The sequence below is a fragment of the Thalassolituus alkanivorans genome (assembly GCF_020447205.1).
In the GTDB taxonomy this organism is placed as follows: Bacteria; Pseudomonadota; Gammaproteobacteria; order Pseudomonadales; family Oceanobacteraceae; genus Venatoribacter; species Venatoribacter alkanivorans.
The window spans coordinates 261385-282330 of the sequence record NZ_JAJAEL010000039.1 but is presented as its reverse complement, the minus strand read 5'-3'; the positions used below and the strand labels follow the sequence as shown (position 1 = coordinate 282330).

General features: G+C 53.2%; 18 protein-coding genes. 5 read left to right on the top strand and 13 right to left on the bottom strand.

Annotation, left to right across the window (positions count from 1 at the left end; genetic code table 11):
- Positions 1 to 6: 6 nt before the first annotated feature.
- From LGT44_RS16705 to LGT44_RS16690, 4 genes are all read right to left on the bottom strand, one after another.
- Entirely contained in the window at positions 7 to 903 is an 897-nt protein-coding gene (locus LGT44_RS16705) for a methylated-DNA--[protein]-cysteine S-methyltransferase (protein WP_230332420.1), read from the bottom strand.
- 109 nt (positions 904 to 1012) lie between these two features.
- The gene (locus tag LGT44_RS16700; protein ID WP_230332419.1) at positions 1013 to 1744 is read right to left on the bottom strand and encodes a transglutaminase-like domain-containing protein; all 732 of its coding nucleotides are present in this window, start codon (positions 1742 to 1744) and stop codon (positions 1013 to 1015) included.
- A gap of 106 nt (positions 1745 to 1850) precedes the next feature.
- A complete protein-coding gene (locus LGT44_RS16695; protein ID WP_230332418.1) occupies positions 1851 to 2552 on the bottom strand; it encodes an AraC family transcriptional regulator in 702 nt (233 codons plus the stop codon).
- A gap of 29 nt (positions 2553 to 2581) precedes the next feature.
- On the bottom strand, positions 2582 to 2995 hold the full coding sequence (locus LGT44_RS16690) for an NUDIX hydrolase (RefSeq protein ID WP_230332417.1): 414 nt from the start codon (positions 2993 to 2995) through the stop codon (positions 2582 to 2584).
- Between the two features lie 191 nt (positions 2996 to 3186).
- Here LGT44_RS16690 and LGT44_RS16685 point away from each other — a divergent pair, with 191 nt between their 5' ends.
- Both LGT44_RS16685 and LGT44_RS16680 read left to right on the top strand, forming a co-directional pair.
- Positions 3187 to 5475 carry a TonB-dependent receptor gene (locus LGT44_RS16685; RefSeq protein WP_230332416.1) on the top strand — a complete coding sequence of 763 codons (2289 nt, stop codon included), beginning with the start codon at positions 3187 to 3189 and terminating at the stop codon, positions 5473 to 5475.
- On the top strand, positions 5475 to 6872 hold the full coding sequence (locus LGT44_RS16680; RefSeq protein WP_230332415.1) for a PepSY-associated TM helix domain-containing protein: 1398 nt from the start codon (positions 5475 to 5477) through the stop codon (positions 6870 to 6872). Before LGT44_RS16685 ends, LGT44_RS16680 begins: the two co-directional genes overlap by 1 nt.
- Before the next feature lie 39 nt (positions 6873 to 6911).
- On the opposite strand, the gene LGT44_RS16675 is transcribed toward LGT44_RS16680, so the two are convergent.
- Positions 6912 to 7880 (bottom strand): patatin-like phospholipase family protein, encoded by a 969-nt coding sequence (locus tag LGT44_RS16675; RefSeq protein WP_230332414.1) that lies wholly within the window; start codon positions 7878 to 7880, stop codon positions 6912 to 6914.
- Positions 7877 to 9430 (bottom strand): flavin-containing monooxygenase, encoded by a 1554-nt coding sequence (locus LGT44_RS16670; protein ID WP_230332413.1) that lies wholly within the window; start codon positions 9428 to 9430, stop codon positions 7877 to 7879. The genes LGT44_RS16675 and LGT44_RS16670 overlap by 4 nt, the downstream gene beginning before the upstream one ends.
- Positions 9431 to 9838: 408 nt before the next feature.
- Between LGT44_RS16670 and LGT44_RS16665 the strand changes: the two genes are divergently transcribed.
- The 3 genes from LGT44_RS16665 (at position 9839) to LGT44_RS16655 (ending at position 12983) form a co-directional block, all read left to right on the top strand.
- Entirely contained in the window at positions 9839 to 10669 is an 831-nt protein-coding gene (locus tag LGT44_RS16665) for an MBL fold metallo-hydrolase (protein ID WP_145466650.1), read from the top strand.
- Positions 10670 to 10804: 135 nt separating this feature from the next.
- Entirely contained in the window at positions 10805 to 11869 is a 1065-nt protein-coding gene (locus tag LGT44_RS16660) for a YjgN family protein (protein WP_230332412.1), read from the top strand.
- A gap of 31 nt (positions 11870 to 11900) precedes the next feature.
- Positions 11901 to 12983: a M48 family metallopeptidase gene (locus tag LGT44_RS16655; RefSeq protein ID WP_230332411.1), complete on the top strand. Its 1083-nt coding sequence runs from the start codon at positions 11901 to 11903 to the stop codon at positions 12981 to 12983.
- Positions 12984 to 13081: 98 nt separating this feature from the next.
- Here the strand turns inward: LGT44_RS16655 and LGT44_RS16650 are convergent, their stop codons facing one another.
- The 7 genes from LGT44_RS16650 to LGT44_RS16620 form a co-directional block, all read right to left on the bottom strand.
- On the bottom strand, positions 13082 to 13510 hold the full coding sequence (locus LGT44_RS16650; RefSeq protein ID WP_145466653.1) for a hotdog fold thioesterase: 429 nt from the start codon (positions 13508 to 13510) through the stop codon (positions 13082 to 13084).
- Positions 13511 to 13618: 108 nt separating this feature from the next.
- Entirely contained in the window at positions 13619 to 14422 is an 804-nt protein-coding gene (locus tag LGT44_RS16645; protein ID WP_230332410.1) for a heme ABC transporter ATP-binding protein, read from the bottom strand.
- Positions 14423 to 14452: 30 nt separating this feature from the next.
- Positions 14453 to 15523, bottom strand: a complete 1071-nt coding sequence (locus tag LGT44_RS16640; RefSeq protein WP_230332409.1) for a FecCD family ABC transporter permease — start codon at positions 15521 to 15523, stop codon at positions 14453 to 14455.
- A gap of 20 nt (positions 15524 to 15543) precedes the next feature.
- Complete coding sequence (locus LGT44_RS16635) at positions 15544 to 16437, bottom strand: heme/hemin ABC transporter substrate-binding protein (protein WP_230332408.1); 894 nt, start codon at positions 16435 to 16437, stop codon at positions 15544 to 15546.
- Between the two features lie 2 nt (positions 16438 to 16439).
- A complete protein-coding gene (locus LGT44_RS16630) occupies positions 16440 to 17615 on the bottom strand; it encodes a hemin-degrading factor (RefSeq protein ID WP_230332407.1) in 1176 nt (391 codons plus the stop codon).
- 18 nt (positions 17616 to 17633) lie between these two features.
- Entirely contained in the window at positions 17634 to 18767 is a 1134-nt protein-coding gene (locus tag LGT44_RS16625; RefSeq protein WP_230332406.1) for an HmuY family protein, read from the bottom strand.
- Between the two features lie 24 nt (positions 18768 to 18791).
- Complete coding sequence (locus tag LGT44_RS16620) at positions 18792 to 20924, bottom strand: TonB-dependent receptor plug domain-containing protein (RefSeq protein ID WP_230332405.1); 2133 nt, start codon at positions 20922 to 20924, stop codon at positions 18792 to 18794.
- Positions 20925 to 20946: the final 22 nt, after the last annotated feature.

The window sequence follows — 20946 nt, the reverse complement described above, 5'->3', positions numbered from 1 at the left end:
CTGCGGCTACTCTTCAGCCGCCAGCCGCAGCCGTTCCCAGCTCTGCATAACCTGCTTACGCAGCGGCCCCCAACGATAACCGCCCAGCGCCCCGCTCTGCTGAATCACCCGGTGACAGGGAATCATAAAGGCCACCGGGTTGGCGCCAACCGCATTACCAATCGCCCGTGCCGCCGTTGGCTGCCCCAGCTGCGCCGCCAGCTGGCCATAGCTGAGCGCATGGCCGGCAGGAATGGTTAATAACGCGCGCCAGACCGCCAGCTGAAAATTGGTGCCACGCACATGCAGCGACAACGGCGCACCAGCATCACTGCGCTTGCGGGTAAACAGCGTGGCGACCAGCTGTTGTGCCGCAGCGTTATCTTCGCACCAGCCGGCCGCCGGCCATTCCGCCTGTAACGCGGCCAGTTCTTCGGCGGCACTGAGTTCCTGATGCTGATGCTGTTGCTGATGTTGCTGCTGTGAATCTGGTTCATCCGCTTCTGTTGAAATAAAAGCAGCGCGGCATAAACCACGGTGTGTTTGCGCAATAAACATCGGGCCAAAGGGCGTGTCTGCCACGCCGTAACGGATGGTCAGCCCGGCGCCGGCGCGCTGATATTCACCCGGCGTTACCGCTTCCAGCTGAACAAAATGATCGTGCAGCCGGCTGCTGCCGCTCAGCCCCAGCTCATCGGCCGCCTCCAGCAACGGCAATTGCTGACGCAGCAGGAATTTACCGCGCTCCAGCGTTAATACCTGCAGAAAACGTTTAGGGCTGGTACCCGCCCACTGACTGAACAGACGCTGAAAATGAAAAGGGCTGAGATTAACCGCCGCGGCGATATCCTCCAGCGCTGGCTGCTCACGCGCATGCTGCGTAATAAAACGGATAGCCGTTGCGATTCGTTGATAGTCAGACATAAGCAGCTCCGCGCCGGTTGGGTATTAGGGCCTGTTAACACTAAGTGAAACAGATCCAATTCACTTCATCATAAAAATCCGGGCCACAAACACAACCCGGATCTTGCGCTTAACGGATACCCGCGCGACGGATTTTTCTGACATTGATATTCATCAGATGACGCAGCAGATAACGGTACAGAATACGTTTCAGCCCACGCAGGTTAGTACCCATCGCCGCGTAAAATTCATCCGGCGTGTTGTAAACACCGTAGTCGTCGGCAATACCTTCCTTCTGAATATAGGTATTGCCGCCCTGCCAGTCGTTCTGTGGTTTTTGCAGACAAGGCGTGGCAATGCCATAACCACTGAAGGCTTCACACTCGCTGGCAAAGGCTTTCTGCACCTGCTGCAAATACGGCTGGTCGATAATATAACCCTCTATTTCCAGCCAGCGGCCATCGTAATAGATTTCGACCCAGCTGTGCAGAATACGCGCGGGTGCAAAAGCGAACATCCACAGCGGAATTGCGCCCTTCTGCAGCTCGTTATAAATGGTAAAACCGTGGAAACGGGCAGGAATACCCAGCGCCCGCAACAGCGCCATCAGCAGCGTGCCTTTGGTATTGCACTGGCCGTAACCATCACTCAGTACTTCACTCGCGCTGAGGCTGTCATCGGCGTTGTAGCCAAAGCGGATATCGTCGCGCACAAAACGATAAACCTCTGCAATCTGCTGGCGGGTATCCAGCTGGCGCCAGCCCCGTTGCTGAATCAGCTGCTGAATGGCCGGATGCCGGTAATCCAGCATGCGGGTTGTGGCCAGATAGCTATCTGCTGTGTTTGTTGTGTTGTCAGCCATGGTGTACCTCCTGTTTTTTTACCAGACTACCGCCGGTACAGGCTGATAACTTGAATAAACTGGCTAACTTGCTCGTGTGATTTATGGTGGTAATTAATGGTGGTGATTAATTGCGGGCCAGCTGCACCGCCTCACGCACCGATAACCCAAAATGACGACGGAAAGTCCGGCTCAGATGAGCACTGTCGGCAAAGCCCGCATCCTGCGCTGCATTGGTCGCACTCTTCCCCTGATGTAACGCCTGCACCGCACAGAGCAGGCGGCGCCATAGCAGATAGGGCCGCCAGGGCATGTGCATCTGCTCACGGAACAGATGCAGAAAACGGCTCTCCGACAACGCCAGTCCGGCGGCAATATCCCGCGCACGCCATTGCGAAGGTTTTATGCAGCCGCCGTTAAAACACTGATCCAGTTGCTGCTGCAGTCGCAGCAGGCGGCTGTCGGTTATTTGCAGATTAAATGCCTGTTTATCCAGCCCCAGCAAATGGCTTAACGCCGCCAGTAACTCTGTGCTGTCAGCCGCAGATGCAAGGCCAGGAAGAGATACCAACAGCTGGCCGTTCATGTGTTGCAAAGCATGCTTACCGGCGACAGACAGAGGCTCCAGCAAAATAATCCAGCACTGTTCAGCGGCCAGATCGTGCTCCGCTTGCGGTGCAATCAGCAATGGGCCAGTGCCTTTTTCAGTGTTCAGTTGCCAGTGCCCCTGCGTGCCGGGCCACACTAGTTGCAGAGCCGCATGCTGGTGCTTATCGGCGAGTATATGCGGGCTGTAAAAGGCCAGAATGCCGGGTTTAATAATCAGCACGGGAATTGTTTACCGCATTGATTAAATCATTAAACGCCATATAAACGCAGCGCTTCGGCGATGGCGGTATGATCAGGCGTAATATCCAGCGCCCCCAGCTCCGATAAGGGCTGCCAGAATACGGCTTCAGCCTCGTGGGCCTGAATATTGCCGTGCCATTCGGTAATTAAATAATAATGCAGCAGCTGCAGTTCGTCGGTGGGGTGCAACAGCGAACAGACGTAGCGGGCATTCAGCGGCCGGATGCCCAGCTCTTCATCCAGCTCGCGCAACAGGGTGTCGTGCTGATGTTCACCCTCTTCCATATGCCCGCCCGGCACCATCACCAGACCCGGATCGATTTCTTTATCGTCGCGGCGTTTTTCCAACAAGACACAACCATCGCGCAGCAGAATAAAAGACACACAGGGCGCAAAGGGCTGAGGAGTAATAGCAGCGGACATGGCGATATCCTGAAGATTAAATGGTGCATTGTTATAACCAGCCTGCGCTCCGGGTACAAGCTCCGCATCACAAGCCGGACAGAGCGCCTGTCCGTTTTATCGGGGCAAGATCAGGTGCGACAAGCCGCCGCAGGGGAAGGCCGGGAACTTTCTGCTATCGTCGCGCAAATTTTCAGATATGGAATGCTGTAATGGCTCAGCCGACGTCAATCGCTCCTGCCCGCCTGCTGGCAACCACACCCCTGCCCCTGTTATTTCCCCTGCTGGTATTTCCCCTGCTGGCTGCGGGCAATCATGCCTGTGCCGCAGATACCGAGCTGGAACCACAGATCAGCCGCGCCAGTGGTATGCCACAAAATGTCAGCACCCCGCTGCGTGAAATAACCCGCGAGCAATTACAGAGCATCAACTTTATTAATACCGAAGATGCCGTACGCGATCAGCCCGGTATTATCGTACGTAAACGCTACATCGGTGATCCGAATGCCACCCTCGGCATGCGCGGCAGCAATATGTTCCAGACCACCCGTTCGCTGGTTTTTGCTGATGGTATGCCACTGCATTATCACCTGCAGACACGCTACAGCGGTGCACCGCGCTGGTCGGTTGTTGCACCGGCCGAAATCCAGCAGGTGGATATTCTGTACGGCCCTTTTGCAGCGGAATATTCCGGCAACGCCATGGGCGGGGTTGTTAATATTCAGACCCGTCTGCCCGACGAGCGGGAAATCAGCATTGAAGGCAGCAGCTTTGTGCAGGACTACGACCGCATCGGCCGTAAACAACAATTATCCGGCCAGCGTCTATACACCAGCTGGGGCGAGCGTTTTGGTAACCTGCAGTTACTGGCTGGTTTTCAGCGTTTGCAAAATGATGGTCAGCCACAAAGCTTTTATTACAGCGCCGAAAAACCAACCACCGGCAGCGCAGCCAGTGGCGGAATTCAGGGGCGGGACAGTAAAGGCAACCCGGTGCTGTATTACGGCGATGCCGGTATCGCCGATACCCTGACTGATTTATATAAAATCCGCGCACGCTACAATTTGCCCGACGGCGAAGTCCGCGCCAGCCTGGTATATGAGCAACGGCAGAATAATAATACCAATGCCCGCAGCCTGATACGTGACGCCGGCGGTAATACCGTTTACAGCGGCAATATCAGTCAGGATGGTCATAACTACAGCCTCAGTGGCAGCAGTTTCCGCCACAGCCGGCAAGACCGCCATTCGCTGCTCAGTGCGCTGGGCGTGACTCTGCCAATAGCGGGCAGCTGGTATTGGCAGGCGGATATCAGCCAGTTTGATATTTTAAAAGACGAGCAGATACGCTCGGCCCGAAACCCGGCTGATCCTGCCTGGGATCGCAGTGGTGATATTCAGAATTTCCGCGATACCGGCTGGCAGACGGCGGATATTAAAAGCGGCACACAGAGACTGTTTGGCCGCCGCGATATGAACCTGTTGCTCGGTTATCACTATGGTGATTATCAGCTTGAACTGGAAAAAGGCGCTTACGATTATGCCTCCGGACAAAGTGCCGGGCAGACACCGTTATCGGGTGGTGAAACCCGGATACAGGCAATTTTTGCCGACTATGGCTGGCAATTTACCAATACACTGGATCTGACACTGGGCCTGCGCCATGAGCGCTGGCAGGGGCTGAACGGCTTTAAAGGCAATGACGAAAATCCGGACCGCAACGAAAGCGCCGTTTCACCCAAATTTTCTCTTGGCTGGCAACTGGCTCCGCTGTGGCACAGCCGTTATTCCCTGGCCCGTGCGGTACGCTTTCCTATCGTCGAAGAGCTGTACGAAAATGCCAGCAACGATGATGTACAACAAATTGCCAATGCCAGTCTGAAGCCCGAAATCGGTATCCACCATAACCTCAATATTCAGTTCGATGATGGCCGGCAAAGCCTGCAGATTAATCTGTTTTACGAAAAAATCCGCGACACTATTTTTAACCAGAGCGGCATTTATGCCGATGCTTTCGGTAATCCGCTGACCATCAGTTCGTTTCTGAATATCGACAGCGTATCAACCCGCGGAGCCGATATCAGCCTGCAGCGCCGCGCGCTGTTTATGCCGCAGCTCGATGTGCGTTTTAATGCCACCGCCCTGCGTTCCCGTATTGATAAAAACGACGGCGTGGCTGACAGCGAAGGCAAAGATATGCCACGTATTCCGCGCTGGAGTCAGAATCTGACTCTGACCTGGCATCAGAGTACAGCACTGGATTTCAGCACCAGTGTGCGCCATATCAGCGACAGCTATAACGAACTGGATAACAGCGACCACCAGCAGCGCGTATTCGGTGCGATTGATGCGTACACCTTTATCGATGCCAGGATGCGTTACCAGTTTAACCGCCATGCTCAGCTGTCGGTTGGTGCCGATAATATTACTGACCGGGTAGCCTACGTTCATCACCCTTATCCGTCACGCACATTCTATCTGGAGGGCGGTTACCGCTTCTGATGATGAACCATAATCTCTACCGGAAAATCTGGCGCTGGCATTTTTATGCCGGATTATTTGTACTGCCCTTTATGCTCATTCTGGCCCTGAGCGGGATTGCCATGTTGCTGCAACCACAGCTGGAACAATGGCAGTTTGGCGATTATTTAACCGTTAGCCCCAGCGCTCAGAAGCTATCTGCCGACGACCAATACCAGGCCGTAAAAACAGCCTTTCCGGACGCAGCGATTGAACAGTACCTGCCGGCCAGAACACCGCACAGCAGTGCACGTTTTCATATCCGTGAAGGTAACAGCAGCCGTATTGTTTTTGTTGATCCTTACCGGGCCAGCATCATTGGCAGTATGGCGTTAGCGGATACCTGGTATGCCATTGCCGATGATATTCATGGCACCCTGCTGGCCGGATGGTTTGGTGATGCTTTGCTCGAAGCCTCTGCAGGCCTGTGTATTTTTTTATTAATATCCGGGCTCTACCTGCACTGGCCACGCAGCCGTAAAAGTTCTTTATGGCATATTCCGCTACAACTGAATAATAAACGCTCACGCTGGCGCCAGCTGCATGGCGCGCTGGGATTATGGCTGAGTCTGCTACTGGTATTTTTTGCCTTAAGCGGCCTGGCCTGGAGCGGCGTATGGGGGCAAAAAATCGTACAACCCTGGGGCAGTTTTCCCGCAGAAAAATCGGCCCGGTTCTGGCAGCCGGAGAAAAATTCAGCAGTTAATCCTCATGCCGGGCACCACAGTTCCATGGCGGATACCGCGACGTTAAACAGTGGAAATCTGAATGAAATATCCTGGAGTGCCGAGCAATTGCCGATCCCGATAGCAGAACCTGCCGCCGCGCATCCGCTTACAGCGCAACAGATTATAAATATCGGCAAACAGCTTCTGCCCGGTTATTTCCGCATCAGTTTTCCGCGTGGCGAACAAGGCGTATACACCCTGATTGCCTCAACCAGCAGCGGTGATATTACCGATCCCATGCAGGACAGAACGGTGCATATCAACCCCGCGGATGGTCGGGTGTTAGCCGATATTGGCTGGGATAATTACAACCTGCTGGCAAAAAGCATGGCCGCCGGAATTGCCCTGCATAAAGGTCAGGCAGGGCTGTGGAATCTGTGGCTCAACATTATCGCCTGCCTGTTATTAATGTTGCTGGCACTGGCTGGTCTGGTGTTGTGGTGGAAGCGCCGCTCGCCAAGTAAAGGCAGCCTGTTACGCCCGCCGGCTGCGGATAAAACATTAAACCCATTATGGCTGTTGCTGCTGATCAGCTTTGCGCTACTGTTCCCGTTAAGCGGTCTGGCATTGCTGGGCTTTGCCTTACTGGACTTTGCGCTGCCAGACAGATTAACAGGCAACTTAACGACGGCAACACAGCTGAACAGCTAAACATCTGATCCTGACTCAGGCACAGACTCAGACCCGGGCTCAGGCCATAGCGATGGCCTGAGCTACCGTTGCCGGTGTGGTTAATAACGCGGTATCGAACACGCCCTGCCGCCGTGCCGGATCAAGCAGATTCCAGCCAAAGGCGTGCAGGTCATCTTCGTTCGGTTCAATACGGATAACCCGTTTACCGGCGGCACGCAGCATGGCTTCTTCACGGTCTACTATGCGTGTCATCCCCTTGCGGGCGTAACGCTCAACGGCATTAAAAAGACTGCCGGCTTTACCCGGCCAGCGTGATGCCATCGGTGCGATAATAATGACTTCATCGATTTCTTCGTTAACCAGTAAATCCGCCGACGCCGGTGACATAATGCCGCCATCCAGATAGGTATTCCCCTGAATATTCACCGGCGGACAACAACCCGGCACCGCATAGGATGCACACACCGCACGCGATAATAGTACCTGAGTAAAATCATCGGCCTGACTGCCAATGGCACGGCGCTCGGCGGTTTTTGCATCCACTGCCATCAGCCAGAGTTTTTTCTCGGTTTGCTGTCCGGTCTGTAGTGCTTGTGGCCAGAGATCACCAGCCGATGCCGACTGAATAAGACGTACAAAGCCCGACATATCGGTACGGCCGCGGGGCAAAATGCCGCAGAGTCCGGTTAGTAAACTGACTTCGCGGTTTAAGGCTTTTTTAAATAATGCCGGGCCACTGAATTTCCATTGTGGCCAGGGCGGTAATTTACCGCCGGAGTCGGTGGCATGATTCCAGTAACAACCATGCTGTGGCTCATTATTTTGCGCGGCGACTAAGCGCTCCAGACTGACACCACTGGCAAGCAGTGCAGCCAGCACTGCGCCCACCGAAGTGCCCATCAGAATATCGGCATCGGCCGGATTCCAGTTCAGCTGTTTGCTCACCGCCTGCAAAGCAGCAATGCTCCAGGCACCGCCGGCAACGGCACCACAACCCAACACCAGCGCCCGTTTTGGCTGACTCATACGCTGGCCTCCGTGGCTTTTTTCCGCCGTGCTGTTGTTTTTTTCGTACTGCTGGCTGTTAAGTTCTGAGCCGCCCAATCAACCTTTGCCAGACCAACATAAGACGCCATATCAAAGCGGCTTAACAGCTGGCGCATACGGTAAGTACTCCAGGGAAAACCGATACTGTTTTTACCATTCTGATCAAGGTAATAACTGGAGCAGCCACCGGTATTCCAGACCGTTCCCTGCAGTTCCTGCTGCACCCGTTGATTATAACCCTGCTGCACCTCAGCTTTTACTTCCAGCGTCTGCAGCTGATTTCGCTGCATGGTTTTTATTGCGCCCATAATGTAATTAATTTGCGCTTCGATCACGATAAAGGCAGAGTTATGACCAATCGCCAGATTAGGACCAAGAATTAAAAAGAAATTCGGAAAATTATGAATACAGGTGCCACGGTAAGCCTCCGGGCTGCCCTGCCAGACATCATCCAGCGAGCGGCCATCGCGACCGTGCACATGGCGGGCAATAGGCACATCGGACACATGAAAACCGGTACCCAGAATAATCACATCCACTTCGGCTTCGCTGCCATCCTGACCCACCACCGTATTACCACGGATTTCTTTAACACCGGTAGCCAGCACCTCAACATTGCTTTTCGCCACCGCCGGATAATAATTATTCGACAGCAATACGCGCTTACAGCCCATGGTGTAATCCGGGGTTAATTTGCGGCGTAATTCCGGGTCTTTAATCTTGCGGTTAATGTGCGCGGTGGCGATTTTTTGCATCCACTTTAATAACAGCGGTTTGCGGAAACCAACGCCAAAGGCTTCAAAGCCGGTGTAAATGAGTTTACGCCAGCTGTTCAGGGTTAACGGCAAACGGAAAAATGCACGCTCAATGGCCGGAATACGGTGATCGGGTTTGGGCAGAATCCACTGTGGCGTGCGCTGGAAAATACTCAGCTTGCCAACTTTGGGCTGTATTTCCGGCACAAACTGAATGGCCGAGGCACCGGTACCGATCACCGCCACCCGCTTGCCGTTTAAATCACAGTCGTGATTCCAGCGCGAGGAATGAAACACCTCACCGTTAAATTCCTTAAGGCCCGGCAGCTTCGGCATAATGGGCTCATGCAGATAACCCACCGCCGAAATGACTTTGTTGGCCGTCAGCTCGGTTTTAACATCGCCCTCTGCAGTTTTAATTAACCACTGCTGTGATTCTTCCTGCCAGAAACTGTCTTCCACCGCAATGCCATAACGGATGAAAGGTGTGATACCAAAACGCTCTGCTGTGCTGCGCACATAACTGAGAATTTCCGCCTGCGGTGCAAAGGCACGGCTCCAGTCCGGCTTTTGCGCAAACGAATACGAGTACAGCGCCGAGGGTACATCGCAGGCACAACCCGGATAGGTATTGTCGCGCCAGCAACCACCCAGATCCGGGTATTTTTCCAGAATCAGAAAATCGCTGAAGCCCTGTTCCAGCAGTTTAATTGCAGCGCCAATACCACTGACGCCGGCACCGATGATGATGGTATCCCAGTGTATTTTTTTCATTGTTATTGTTCCCGGCTCAAAGCTGATTACCCATTCCGTTTTAGTGCAGACTACCCAAAGCGGAATAGCTCGTCAATTTTGATAGGGACGCCCAGGCCGTCAGGCAATAGCAGCCACACTTCGCGCCAGAGCCGCGCCGTCTCTGGTCTGGCGGATAATAGCCGCCTGCCTGCGGGTGGATTTGTGTCAGCTCCTTTGTTCTTTGCCACGGTATATTGTCCGCAAAGCACAGGTGCCCACCGTAAAACCCAGCCCTGCTTTGCGCTCCTGCCCCTGTTTAATAGCTCCGCTGCGGCAGAAACTGGCATTTTTGCCATAAAGACTGCGCCATAAGGCTATTAACCCCGGTCTGTTTTGAATCCATACTGCCACTTCAAAAATAATAACGACGCCAGGGCAACTCTGACTATGCCGATCCGCAAAGAATACCGTTACGACAATGGTGAGCATTCCGTTACCGGCACCCGTGTCGGTCGTTTTAATCTGGGGATTAATACCACCTTTATTGTCTATCGTATTGGCGACACGCTGATTGATACCGGCCCGTCCAACCAGTGGCGTGAAGTAAAGCAGGTACTGGAGCGCAGCCAGCAACACACGCCGCTGCGCCAGCTGTTAATTACCCATCACCATGAAGATCACAGCGGTAACGCCCGCCGTATCAGTCAGCTGACCGGTGTTCTGCCTTATGCGCCGGTTCAGGGGCAGGAAAAACTGGCGCGCGGTTATCGCACCCCGTTGTTACAAAAAGTCATCTGGGGCAGCCCCCGGCCGGTAGCAACCCAGGCTTTGCATAACAACCTGACGCTGAGCGATGGCAGCCCGGTTATTCCTGTGCATACTCCCGGCCACGCCAAAGATTTAACCTGCCTGTTTATGCCAGCGCAGAAATACTTATTCAGCGGCGATATGTATATTTCCAAATCACTGAAATATCTGCGCAGCGATGAGCATCTGGGCGATCTGATTCACAGTCTGGATAAACTGCTGGCGCTGGATTTCAGCGTCTTATTCTGTCCACACCGTGGCATTGTTGAAGATGGCAAAGCCGCATTGCAGGAAAAACGCGACAACCTTTACCGGCTGTGTGAGCAGGCGCAGCAATTGCAGCAACAGGGGCTGAAAGAAGAGGATATTGTTGTCCGCATACTGGGGCCGGAAGATTTTCTGGCCAAAGCATCGCGTTACAACATCTCTAAAAGTAATCTTATCCGGCAGGCGCTGATCTATCCGCTGTAATCGCTCCATATAACAAATCATTGTGATCTGTTACAAAAAATCCTTCCCCATATACTCTTTCGGCGGCTGACAGGATTGCAGCCCGCCGTTGATTTCGTTATAAATTGCGGCCCAATCAGACAAGGACGTATCCGGATGAATCCATCTGTTTCTTCTGCCAACAGCAATGCTGGCGAAACCCGCACCCTGCCGGTTATTTTTTCCGGTAAAAAAGGTGAATACCTGAAACTCTGGCTGGTGAATATGCTGCTCAGCATTCTCACTCTGGGCATTTACAGTGCCTGGGCCAAAGTCCGCAATACCCAATACCTGTATGGTCACACTCAGGTTGAAGGTCATCGTTTACAGTATCTGGCCACTCCACTGCAGATTCTGCGCGGCCGTATTATTGCGGTAATTCTTTTTGGTTTATATGTGATTGTTTCCAGCCTGCATCCGGTTGCCAACCTGGTATTAATGCTGCTGTTACTGATTGCATTGCCATGGCTGCTGATTCAGGGGCTGCGTTTTACCCTGCGCATGACCGCCTACCGTAATGTGCGTTTTTCTTTTGATGCCAACTACGGCGGCATATTACTGCACTTTATTCTGCTGCCTGTTCTCGGCGCTCTGACCTTTGGTCTGGCTATGCCGTGGGTAATTCAGCGTCTGCAAAAATATATTCATGACTCCATCAGCTTTGGCGGTCATAACTTCAGCCTGAATTCTTCGGCCGGTTACTACTACAAAGCCGTTCTGGTCTGCATTGGTCTGTCTGTTCTGTATTTTATTGCTCTGGCCCTTCTGGGTGGTGGCGTATTTGCCGCTCTGGCTGCTGAAAACCCTGCGGCACTGGGCGGCTTGGTCATTATCGCAATCAGCTATTTCATGTTTGGTTATGTAATTGGTGCGGTGTATCAGAGCATGATCCGCAACCATGTAATGAACAACCTGAGCATTGATGGCGTGGTGTCTTTTAATTCCAGTGTAGAAGTGAAGCCTTATATCTGGCTGATGCTGTCCAACTCACTGCTGCTGATCTTTACTCTGGGTCTGGCCTATCCGGTAACCCAGATCCGTAAAAATAAGTTTCTGGCGGATGCCACACTGGTTAATCTGCAACCAGCCGCAGATCATCTGGTAAATACGGTTGATGATAAATACTCCGCCTTTGGCGAAGAAGCCGCCGGTCTGTTTGACGCGGATCTGTCACTGACCTGATTAATCAGTAAACCCAAAGGGAGAAGCCCGCATGGCAACCGATAGCTCACCCATTGCGGGCACCTTCCAGCTGGCCGGTCGTGCAGAAGCACACCCGGCCATTGCCCGTATTAATGATAATGGCAGCGTACAGATTATCGCCGCCAATGATCAGCGCCCACTGCATTACAGTAACGCTCAGGATATGCAGTATGGCGATATTATTCCTGGCCTGCCGGCCGAATTAATCTTTGCCGACGGCGCCCGCTTTATTCCCACCGATGCATCCTATCGCTGGCCGGGTTTATCCAGTGCCAAACGTTTACCGGCCTGGCTTGAAACCCACTGGGTAGCCGTACTGGCCGCAATTATTCTGGTTCCGGGTTTTATCTGGCTGATGGTACACAAGGTGATTCCTTCCGCCGCCAGTGCCAGCGTGCAGTATTTACCCGAATTTGTTGCCACCGAACTGGGTGAACAAACCCTGGACCTGCTTGACCGGTTTTATATGGAACCCACTCAGGTCAGCAACGAACAACAGGAAAAGATCACCGCCGACTGGCATGCCATTCTGCAGCGACTGGAACTGCCAGAGGATCAATTCCGCTTATATTTCCGTGCCAGCAATATCGGCGCCAATGCCTTTGCCCTGCCCGACGGCAGCGTGATTCTGACCGACGGAATTGTTGAGCTGATGCAGGATCACCCGGAGCAGCTCAATGCGGTTCTGCTGCACGAGATTGGTCATGTTGAACATAAGCACAGCTTGAAAACACTGGCACAGGCCACGGCGACCACCATGATGTTTGCCATGATGTTCGGCGATATCGACGGTGCCGGAGAAATGATTATTGGTGCCGGCACCAGCCTGCTGCAAAGCGCATTTTCGCGCGATATGGAACGTGAAGCCGATGCTTATGCCTACACCCAATTGCATAAAATCGGTCATTCGCCGGTGGATTTTGCCAATGCTATGCGCGCACTGATGAAATCCCACGGTGCCAGCGATGAACAACTGCAGGGCAATGGGAACGGTGAAGACAATGGTAAGGAATTACTGGAATATCTGAGCTCACACCCGGATACATTAGAGCGGATTAAAGCTGCTGAAGAGTGGCAGCCAGAAACAAAATAATGCTCTGATTGCGGTGAAGAAAAAAGCGATACCGGTAAACAGGTATCGCTCTCTTGCTGCTTATTGCGCTCTCTTGCTGCTTATTGCGCTCTCTCTGTTTATTGCGCGGCAATGACGGCCATGGTCAGACGTGAAATACAGCTCAGTTTGCCTTCGGCGTTATTAATACGGATTTCCCAGACCTGAGAGCTGCGGCCTTTGTGTACCAGTCTGGCGATACCGGTTAATTCACCGGAGCGCACGCCACGCAGATGGTTGGCATTAATTTCCTGCCCCACCGCATATTCCTTACTGTTATCCAGACACAGATTCGCTGCCATGCTGCCCAGAGTTTCGGCAAATAATACGTTGGCGCCACCGTGTACCAGCCCAACCGGCTGAAAGGTGCGCTCATCGGCAGGCATAGTACCGGCAACATAATCATCACCGACTTCGGTAATAACAATGCCCAGATTACTACAGGCGGTATTTTCCATCTGGCGGTTCATATCCGCGATGTCGGGGGTGGCAAACCAGATACTGCTCATCAAAACCTCTGCTTCTGTGTGTTTGTTGTATTTCTGCAGATAAGTTTTTTATCAGAAAGCCCGGGGCCATGCACCCCGACTTTAGCGGCTATTGAAGAACAATCTGTATCAGGCCTGCATCCAGCCCATATTTTGCTGCGCATAACGCTGCGCCAGCGGCATATCCAGCGCATAAGCTTCGGCCAGTAACTGCGCATCCGCCAGCAACTCCACCGCGCCGCAGGCCAGTACTTCACCATGGCGTAAGATCAGCACCCGGTCAGCCCAGCAAGCCGCCAGGCTGATGTCGTGCATCACCGCCAGTACGGCAACACCCTGCCCGGCAAATTCACCAACACGCTGCATAATGCTGTGCTGATGGGCCGGATCGAGAGCCGAGGTGCATTCGTCGAGCAATAAATAACGCGGTAATTCGCGGCCATCGGCATTTTTTTCCGCCCGCCAGATCTGCGCCAGTACCCGTGCCAGCTGCACCCGTTGCTGTTCACCGCCGGATAACCCGGAATAATTGCGCCGGCGCAGATGCCAGACATCAGCACACTGCATGGCCGCCCGCTGCAGCGCGGTGCTGTGCAGTTCGTCACCGTGGGGAGCACGCCCCAGAGCCACGACCTGATCAACACGGAACGGAAATGCCAGCTCCACTTTTTGTGGCATCACCGCCATCTGCCGCGCACGTTCAGCACCGCTCCAGAATTTAAGCGATAAATGATCCAGAATAATATCGCCCTGATAATTGCTGAATTCACCACATATGCACTTCAGCAGCGTCGATTTACCGGCCCCGTTAGCACCCAGTACCGCCAGTTTTTCTCCATAACCCAGATGCAGATTAATATCGTTCAGAAGCGTTTTTGATGATCGGCCTGCAGAGCTTCCCAGATTCACACTCAGGTGTTTAACATTCAGCATTATCTGCTCCTGTTGCTGACAGCTCCCCGTTCAGCCACGGTTGTGTTTTACCTGCTGCAACAGCAGGCTTAAAAATACCGGTCCACCAATCACCGCCATAACCAGCCCCACAGGTAAATCAGCCGGTGCCAGCCAGGTACGGGCAATCATATCGGCAATCAATAACAACGAAGCGCCCAATAACACAGAGGCCGGTAATAACACACGGTGATCCGGCCCGATTAACAGACGCAATAAATGCGGCACCACCAGACCGATAAAACCAATCATGCCGGCCACCGCAACACCGGCACCAACCATTAACGCGGCTACCGCAATTAACCAAAGCTTGGCCTGTTGCACGCGATAACCAAGATGGGTTGCTACCGCTTCGCCCAGTAATAATGCATTTAATAACCGCGCAAAGCGCGGCAGAAAACATAAAGGCAAAATAATACAGACACTGAGGGCCGCAATTTCCGGCCAGCGACCGTGAGCCAGACTCCCCATTGACCAGAACGTCATAGAACGCAATGCCTGATCGTCGGCCATGTAGGTAAGAATGCCGGTTAATGCTCCGGTTAATACGTTAATGGCCACGCCTGCCAATAGCAGCGTTGCTACCTGCGTCTGACCATTACGGGTACCTAAACGGTAAATCACCAGAGTAACTGCCAGACCGCCGAGAAATGCAGCAATCGGTAAGGCCAGAGGCCCCATAACCACGACCCAGAACGCCAGCAGAGAATCTTTTAAAACAATAACGGCAACCGCCGCCAGTGCCGCGCCACTGGCAACACCGATTAATCCGGGGTCGGCCAGCGGATTACGGAAAACTCCCTGAGTAACCGCTCCGGCCGCCGCCAGACCCGCACCGATAAGCACCGCCAGAAGAGTGCGCGGCAGGCGTAATTCACGCACCACCCAGTCGCTCTGCCCCTGAATGTCGGCAAAGGTGATGGCATTCCATAACGACTGCAGCACCTGGGCATTGGTTAATTCTACCGGGCCGGTACGCAGCGATAATAAAATCAGCAAAACCAGTAACCCGGCGGCGGTAAAAATTAACAGCGCCTGACGCAACGCCGCAGACTGCAACAGGGCCAGGCGTGGCCCTTGCAAACGTATTGCCGCGCCGGGCATCAGGGTTGCTCCGCAGAAGACAGCGTCTGCATTTCAGGCGGATAAAGCAGCGTCACTAATTGCTCTAAAGCGCTACCAATACGCGGCCCAAAACCCAGCACCAATGAAGTATCCAGGGTATGAATACGTTGCTGACGGAAGGCCGGCGTCATCGCCAGCTGTGTATTTAATGCCGCACTCTGCGCCTGCGATGTATCCGCCGCGGCTTCTGTGTTGGCAATAAGTACAACCTCTGGTCCGGCCTGCAATACCGCTTCAGCGCTGACGGGTTTATAGCCGTTGTAAGCCATAACGTTGCGCGCATTTAACAGTGCCAGCATGGCATCGGCCTGGGTTTTACTGCCTGCCGCCATTAACCCGCGATTACCGGCACCGAGAATAAATAACGCAGCAGGCGCTGCTGCATCTGCAGGAATACTCGCCAGTGCTGCATCGGCCTGCTGTTTAATACTGCCCGCCAGTGCGCGTCCTGCGTCCGGTTTATTAAGTGCGTCAGCCACAGCCTGTATTTTATTCAGCACACCGTCGACGGAGTAATGATTACGGACACGTACAATCTTCACACCCGCCTGTTGCAGTTGTTCAAACACGCTGTCAGGTCCGGCATCGGTGCTGGCTAATACCAGTGTTGGCGACAGCGCCAGAATGCCTTCCGCCGATAACTGCCGCATATATCCCACGTCCGGCAGTTCTGTTGCCGCCTGAGGGTAACGACTGGTGGTATCAACCGCAACCAAAGCATCCTGCGCATTCAGCGCGTAAATAATTTCCGTCAGCGAGCCATCAATACTGACCACCCGCTCGGCAGAAAGCACAATGGAACTGAACAAGGCAAACGAGAACAGTCCTGCTGAAAATACCGCTATTCTGCGGATTTGAATAAAATAACGCATGGTTATTCTCCGCCGGCCACGGACTGAACAGCATCTGCATCAACAGCAGAATTAACAGCCAGTGCATGCTTTGCCAGCAGTTTATTTAACAACTCGCGCCAGCCTTCAAGCTCCGGCTTGCCGGGCTTGCGCTCACCAAATAACAAAGCAACCTGTTTGCCTTCGGCATCAAACATTTCCAGGGCACTGACAACGCCATCGGTTGTGGGTTTACGCACCAGCCAGACCTGATCCAGTAATTGAGTATTGGCATGCAGATTAAAATCAGGATCGAGGACGTTAAACCATGGACCGGTACGCAGCAGGGTTTTAACCGGGCCGGTATGAATCTGCACCATGCCTTCACTGCCGACAAACACCATAATCGGCAGCTCACTGGCTGCGGCCTGCAGCAGCGCATCTTCAAAGGCCTGCTTATCCAGCTGCTGGGCATAATCGGCACCGATAGCACGGTATGCCGGAATGCGTTCCAGCTGATGTTTTTTCAGCATCGCCTGAAAATGATGTACATCTTTCAGTTCACTCCAGTCTTTACGCAGCTGCTGTACATTGAGCTGTGCCGGCGCCTGCAATAATGCGTTATCCTTTTCTGCCTGATCACCTTCCGGCAGGTTTCTTTCCAATACAATAAATGCGCTTTGCTCTGCCGCACGATAACGCTCAACCAGAGCACGGAAGGCCTGCATATCTGTATGAGTGTTGGCATAAATTTTATGCACAGCCTCACCCTGAGCGTTAAAGAACTGCAGGCTTTCACGCATACTGTTACCCGCACCCTCCTGTACCGCAAAGCCATAAACAAAACGGCTGAAGAAAATACGCAGGTCAATCACGCCCAGCGCCAGCCCCATATTGCCGTGAATACTCAGGTCTTTATATTGGCCGGTTTTTTCGTGCACCATAGCGTCATTACGGGTCAGCGCCATAACAGAGCCAAGGCTTTCTACTTCGGTGAACAGTTTTTTAAAATCGCTGTTGAGACGGGTAACGCCATTACCTACCCTGGTCGCCAGCAATTCCGCTTCGCTGACTCCCAGCTGCTCTGCGGCATTGCGGATACGCAGTTTTTCATTTTCATCACGCAGTGCCTGCCAGCGCCGGGCAAGGTCAGAAAAAAACTGAACAATATCTGCGGCTGTGCTGCTGGCCGATACCGAATTAATAGTTGCTGTTGTCATAATATGTCTCCGGCAGAGTTACTGGATGATTTTCTTAAAGCGGATTTCCGGGCTGCCAGAGCCGCCCAGGCTGTAGTAGTTACTGATCTGTACAGCGAACTTTTCGCTGTTCTCAGTATTGCTGTCAGCATCGACGATATAAGTACGGAAATTTGGCCAGAGTTTATGAGCGCCACTCAGGTTGTAAGCGTACCAGCTGGACTCGCTGAAAATACTGCTGGAAGTGTCGGCACTGTAATGAGCGGCAATACTGGTGCTGTCGACCATGGTGGCACTGGTGTAGGCCGCCAGTTCAGCAGCGGCGATTGCACCAAAGGCGGCGCCGTTACCGTCGCCATAAACACCACCGTTACTCCATAAATTAATTGCCCGTGCGGCAAGGTTTATTTCATAACGCAGATCCCAGTTGGCGCTGCTGCAATCTGCTGCAGCCTGAGCATCAAAATCCAGACAGAGTTCGGTGGCTCCGTCTGCAACAGCGGCGGTCAGTGTTTTTTCACCACCGGCAAACTGTGTGGTATCTGTTGCCTGAGTTTCATAACGCACAGTGATTTCGCTGTAGCTCACCGCATCAAGGACGAACTTGCTGTAGGTGGTGCCATCGGCATGGCGCAATAACCAGCCATTAGCGCTGTTGGCGCTAATCTGATGGTTGGCCGGGTTATAGATATACCAATCCTGAATGGCCGGAACATAGCTGTCGGCTTTAAACGTCAGGTCAGCCAGATTATATTCCGCACTTAATGCCTGAGCCTGAATATCCGCATCGGCATTGGTAAATACCGAAGCAACGGCATTACCTTCTGCATCGTAAAAACCATCCGGAGTCGCTGCGAGCGCGCCCTTGCCGTTACCACTGCCGGAAACACCACCATTAATTTTTACTTCGGTACGACGCAGAGCAATATGCCAGTCGGTTGAAGTGGCCGCCTGTTCCGCCGTTAAAGTTACCAGCTCGCCACTGCTAAGATTAACGTACTGCCAGTCGGTATAGCTGGCGGCATTAATTTTCAGGCTGGAAAAGCTGTTGCTATCCGTATTGCCATTACTGCTGTCACCATCATCACCGCCACAACCGCTCAGCAATAAAGCACTGCCCGTCGCCAGTGGCAGCATGAGACGTTTAAATGATATTAATCCTGATGGTTTCATATTCTTTTCCTTGGTTAGGGGTGGTTAAAACTGATAAGAGAGACCGGCATAAGGCATACGGCCAAATACCGGGCGGCGGTCATAGGCATCTGCACTGTCGCGTACGGTATCGAACAGATTATTCACACCGCCGTAGACACTGGTGCGGGCGTTTAAAAGCCAGTTGCCTTTAATATCCCAGCGGCTGTATGCCGGGCTGACATTCAGCTGGCTGCTGCCACTGTCTGCTTCACTGATACTGCTGACGTGCTCACCCTGATATTCACCGCTCAGCGTTAATTGCAAACGATGGCTGATATCCCACAGCCACAGAGCTTTAGCGTGATGACGGGCACGGTTAATTAATGGCGTATCCAGATCCAGATCGCGGGCATCGAGATAGCCAAATGACAGACGCTGCTGCAGCCCCGGCAGTAATTGCCATTGCAGGCTGAGGTCATAGCCACGGGTCAGGGCATTAGCAAAATTGGCGTAACGATAAATAGCCACACGGCCGCCATCTTCACTTTCGCCGGAATCCTGCGCCTCGATTAAATCCTGAATGCGGTTATTAAACAGCGCCAGCTCGGCATGGAAGTGCTCGTTATCGGTCAGGGAAAATGACATCTGTAAACTGCGGGATTTTTCCGGGGTTAAATCTTCGCTCCCCAGAACTTTGTAGCCGTTTACACTGTGGTCAAAAATAAAATAGCGGTTTTTTAAATTCGGTACGCGGTAACCCAACCCGGCGGATTGCCGCCACTGAAGTTGCAGGTTATGCCACTGAAATATTTGTCTGACACTGATTGTTGGTGAGAAAAATCTTCCGAAATCACTATCGTTCTGCCAGCGACCTCCAGTGGAAATATCGCCGTTAACACCCAGAGGAATAATCAGCTGGGTGAAAAATTCGCGGCTGTTACGCTGTGCATAGGGCACTTCATTGGTGCTGACATAATAGGTTCCGTCCGGGCGCTGACTGACCTGATCATTTTCTCCAAGGCCTTCATCGGTCAGTTTAATTTCGTTTTTATCCTGCTCCATGGACTCACGAAAACCTTCGACACCGGCCACCATTTCTGCGCCATACCCCAGTGCCGAATCCAGGCTGTACTGCCATTGCAAAGCGGCTTTCTGCTGCTGGTATTGGGTGTCACGCCACAGATTACCGGCCGGGATCGCGCTGTCGTTGTTCAGCTGATCCGACTGGTCATCCTGCATTTCATGCAAAGCCTGCAACTGCCACTGGCCAATACGGCTCTGCCATTCGCCCTGCAGCGCCAGACGATTACGCTGTAATAATTCGTGCTTAACACCATCGCTGCCGCTGCTGCCGGCGCGACGGGTTTCACTGTCTTCCTCAAAACGCTCGGCATTTAATCGCCACTGACTATCACCAAAATGCCGTGCCAGCATGGCGCTGAGATTACTTTTCGAGCCGCTGAAACCATCGCTGCTCCAGCTGTCGGGGTTCAGGTCGTAGCCGGAGGAATAACGCTGATCAAGACCCAGACGCAGCTCACTCTGCCCCAGCCGTTGCGTTACGCTGGCATTCAGATGCTGCTCACCGGATACCTTGCTGTCGTCCAGCTGGCGCGAGCCATAGGTGCCCGAATCCAGAGAAGCATGACCACTTAAGCGCCGCTCTGAATTCTGGTTTTTACGGGTAATAACATTGATAACGCCGCCCATCGCCGCGCTGCCATACAGGGCCGAAGCCGCGCCGGGCACAACTTCAATATGATCGATATCCAGCATCGCCAGCTGCGAAGTATCCACCGTCGAACCCGTACTGGCGGACACCGGCAGACCATCGACCAGAATTAATACGCGGTCGCCATTAAAGCCCTGCAGATAGACTTCTTCGCCGCTCTTGCCGTGAATCTCACGTAATTGCACACCGGGCAGAATACGCAGGGCATCGCGCAGATCACGGCTGTGCAGACGCTGAATGGTGGCCTGATCGAGAATCTGGGTACGCACCGGCGTATCGGCCAGCGGCCGTTCGCTGCGGCTGGCCGATACCACCACATCGCTGAGATTAAATACCGCACCACCCTGCGCTCCGCTGGCATGAGCCGCAGACATAGCCAGCAACAGGCAGCCACAGAATGCATAGCGCCACCACCGCAGATGGCAAAAAACCGGTTCTGCTCCGGCGACCAGACAGCGTGTCATACAAACACCAATTGAGAATCAT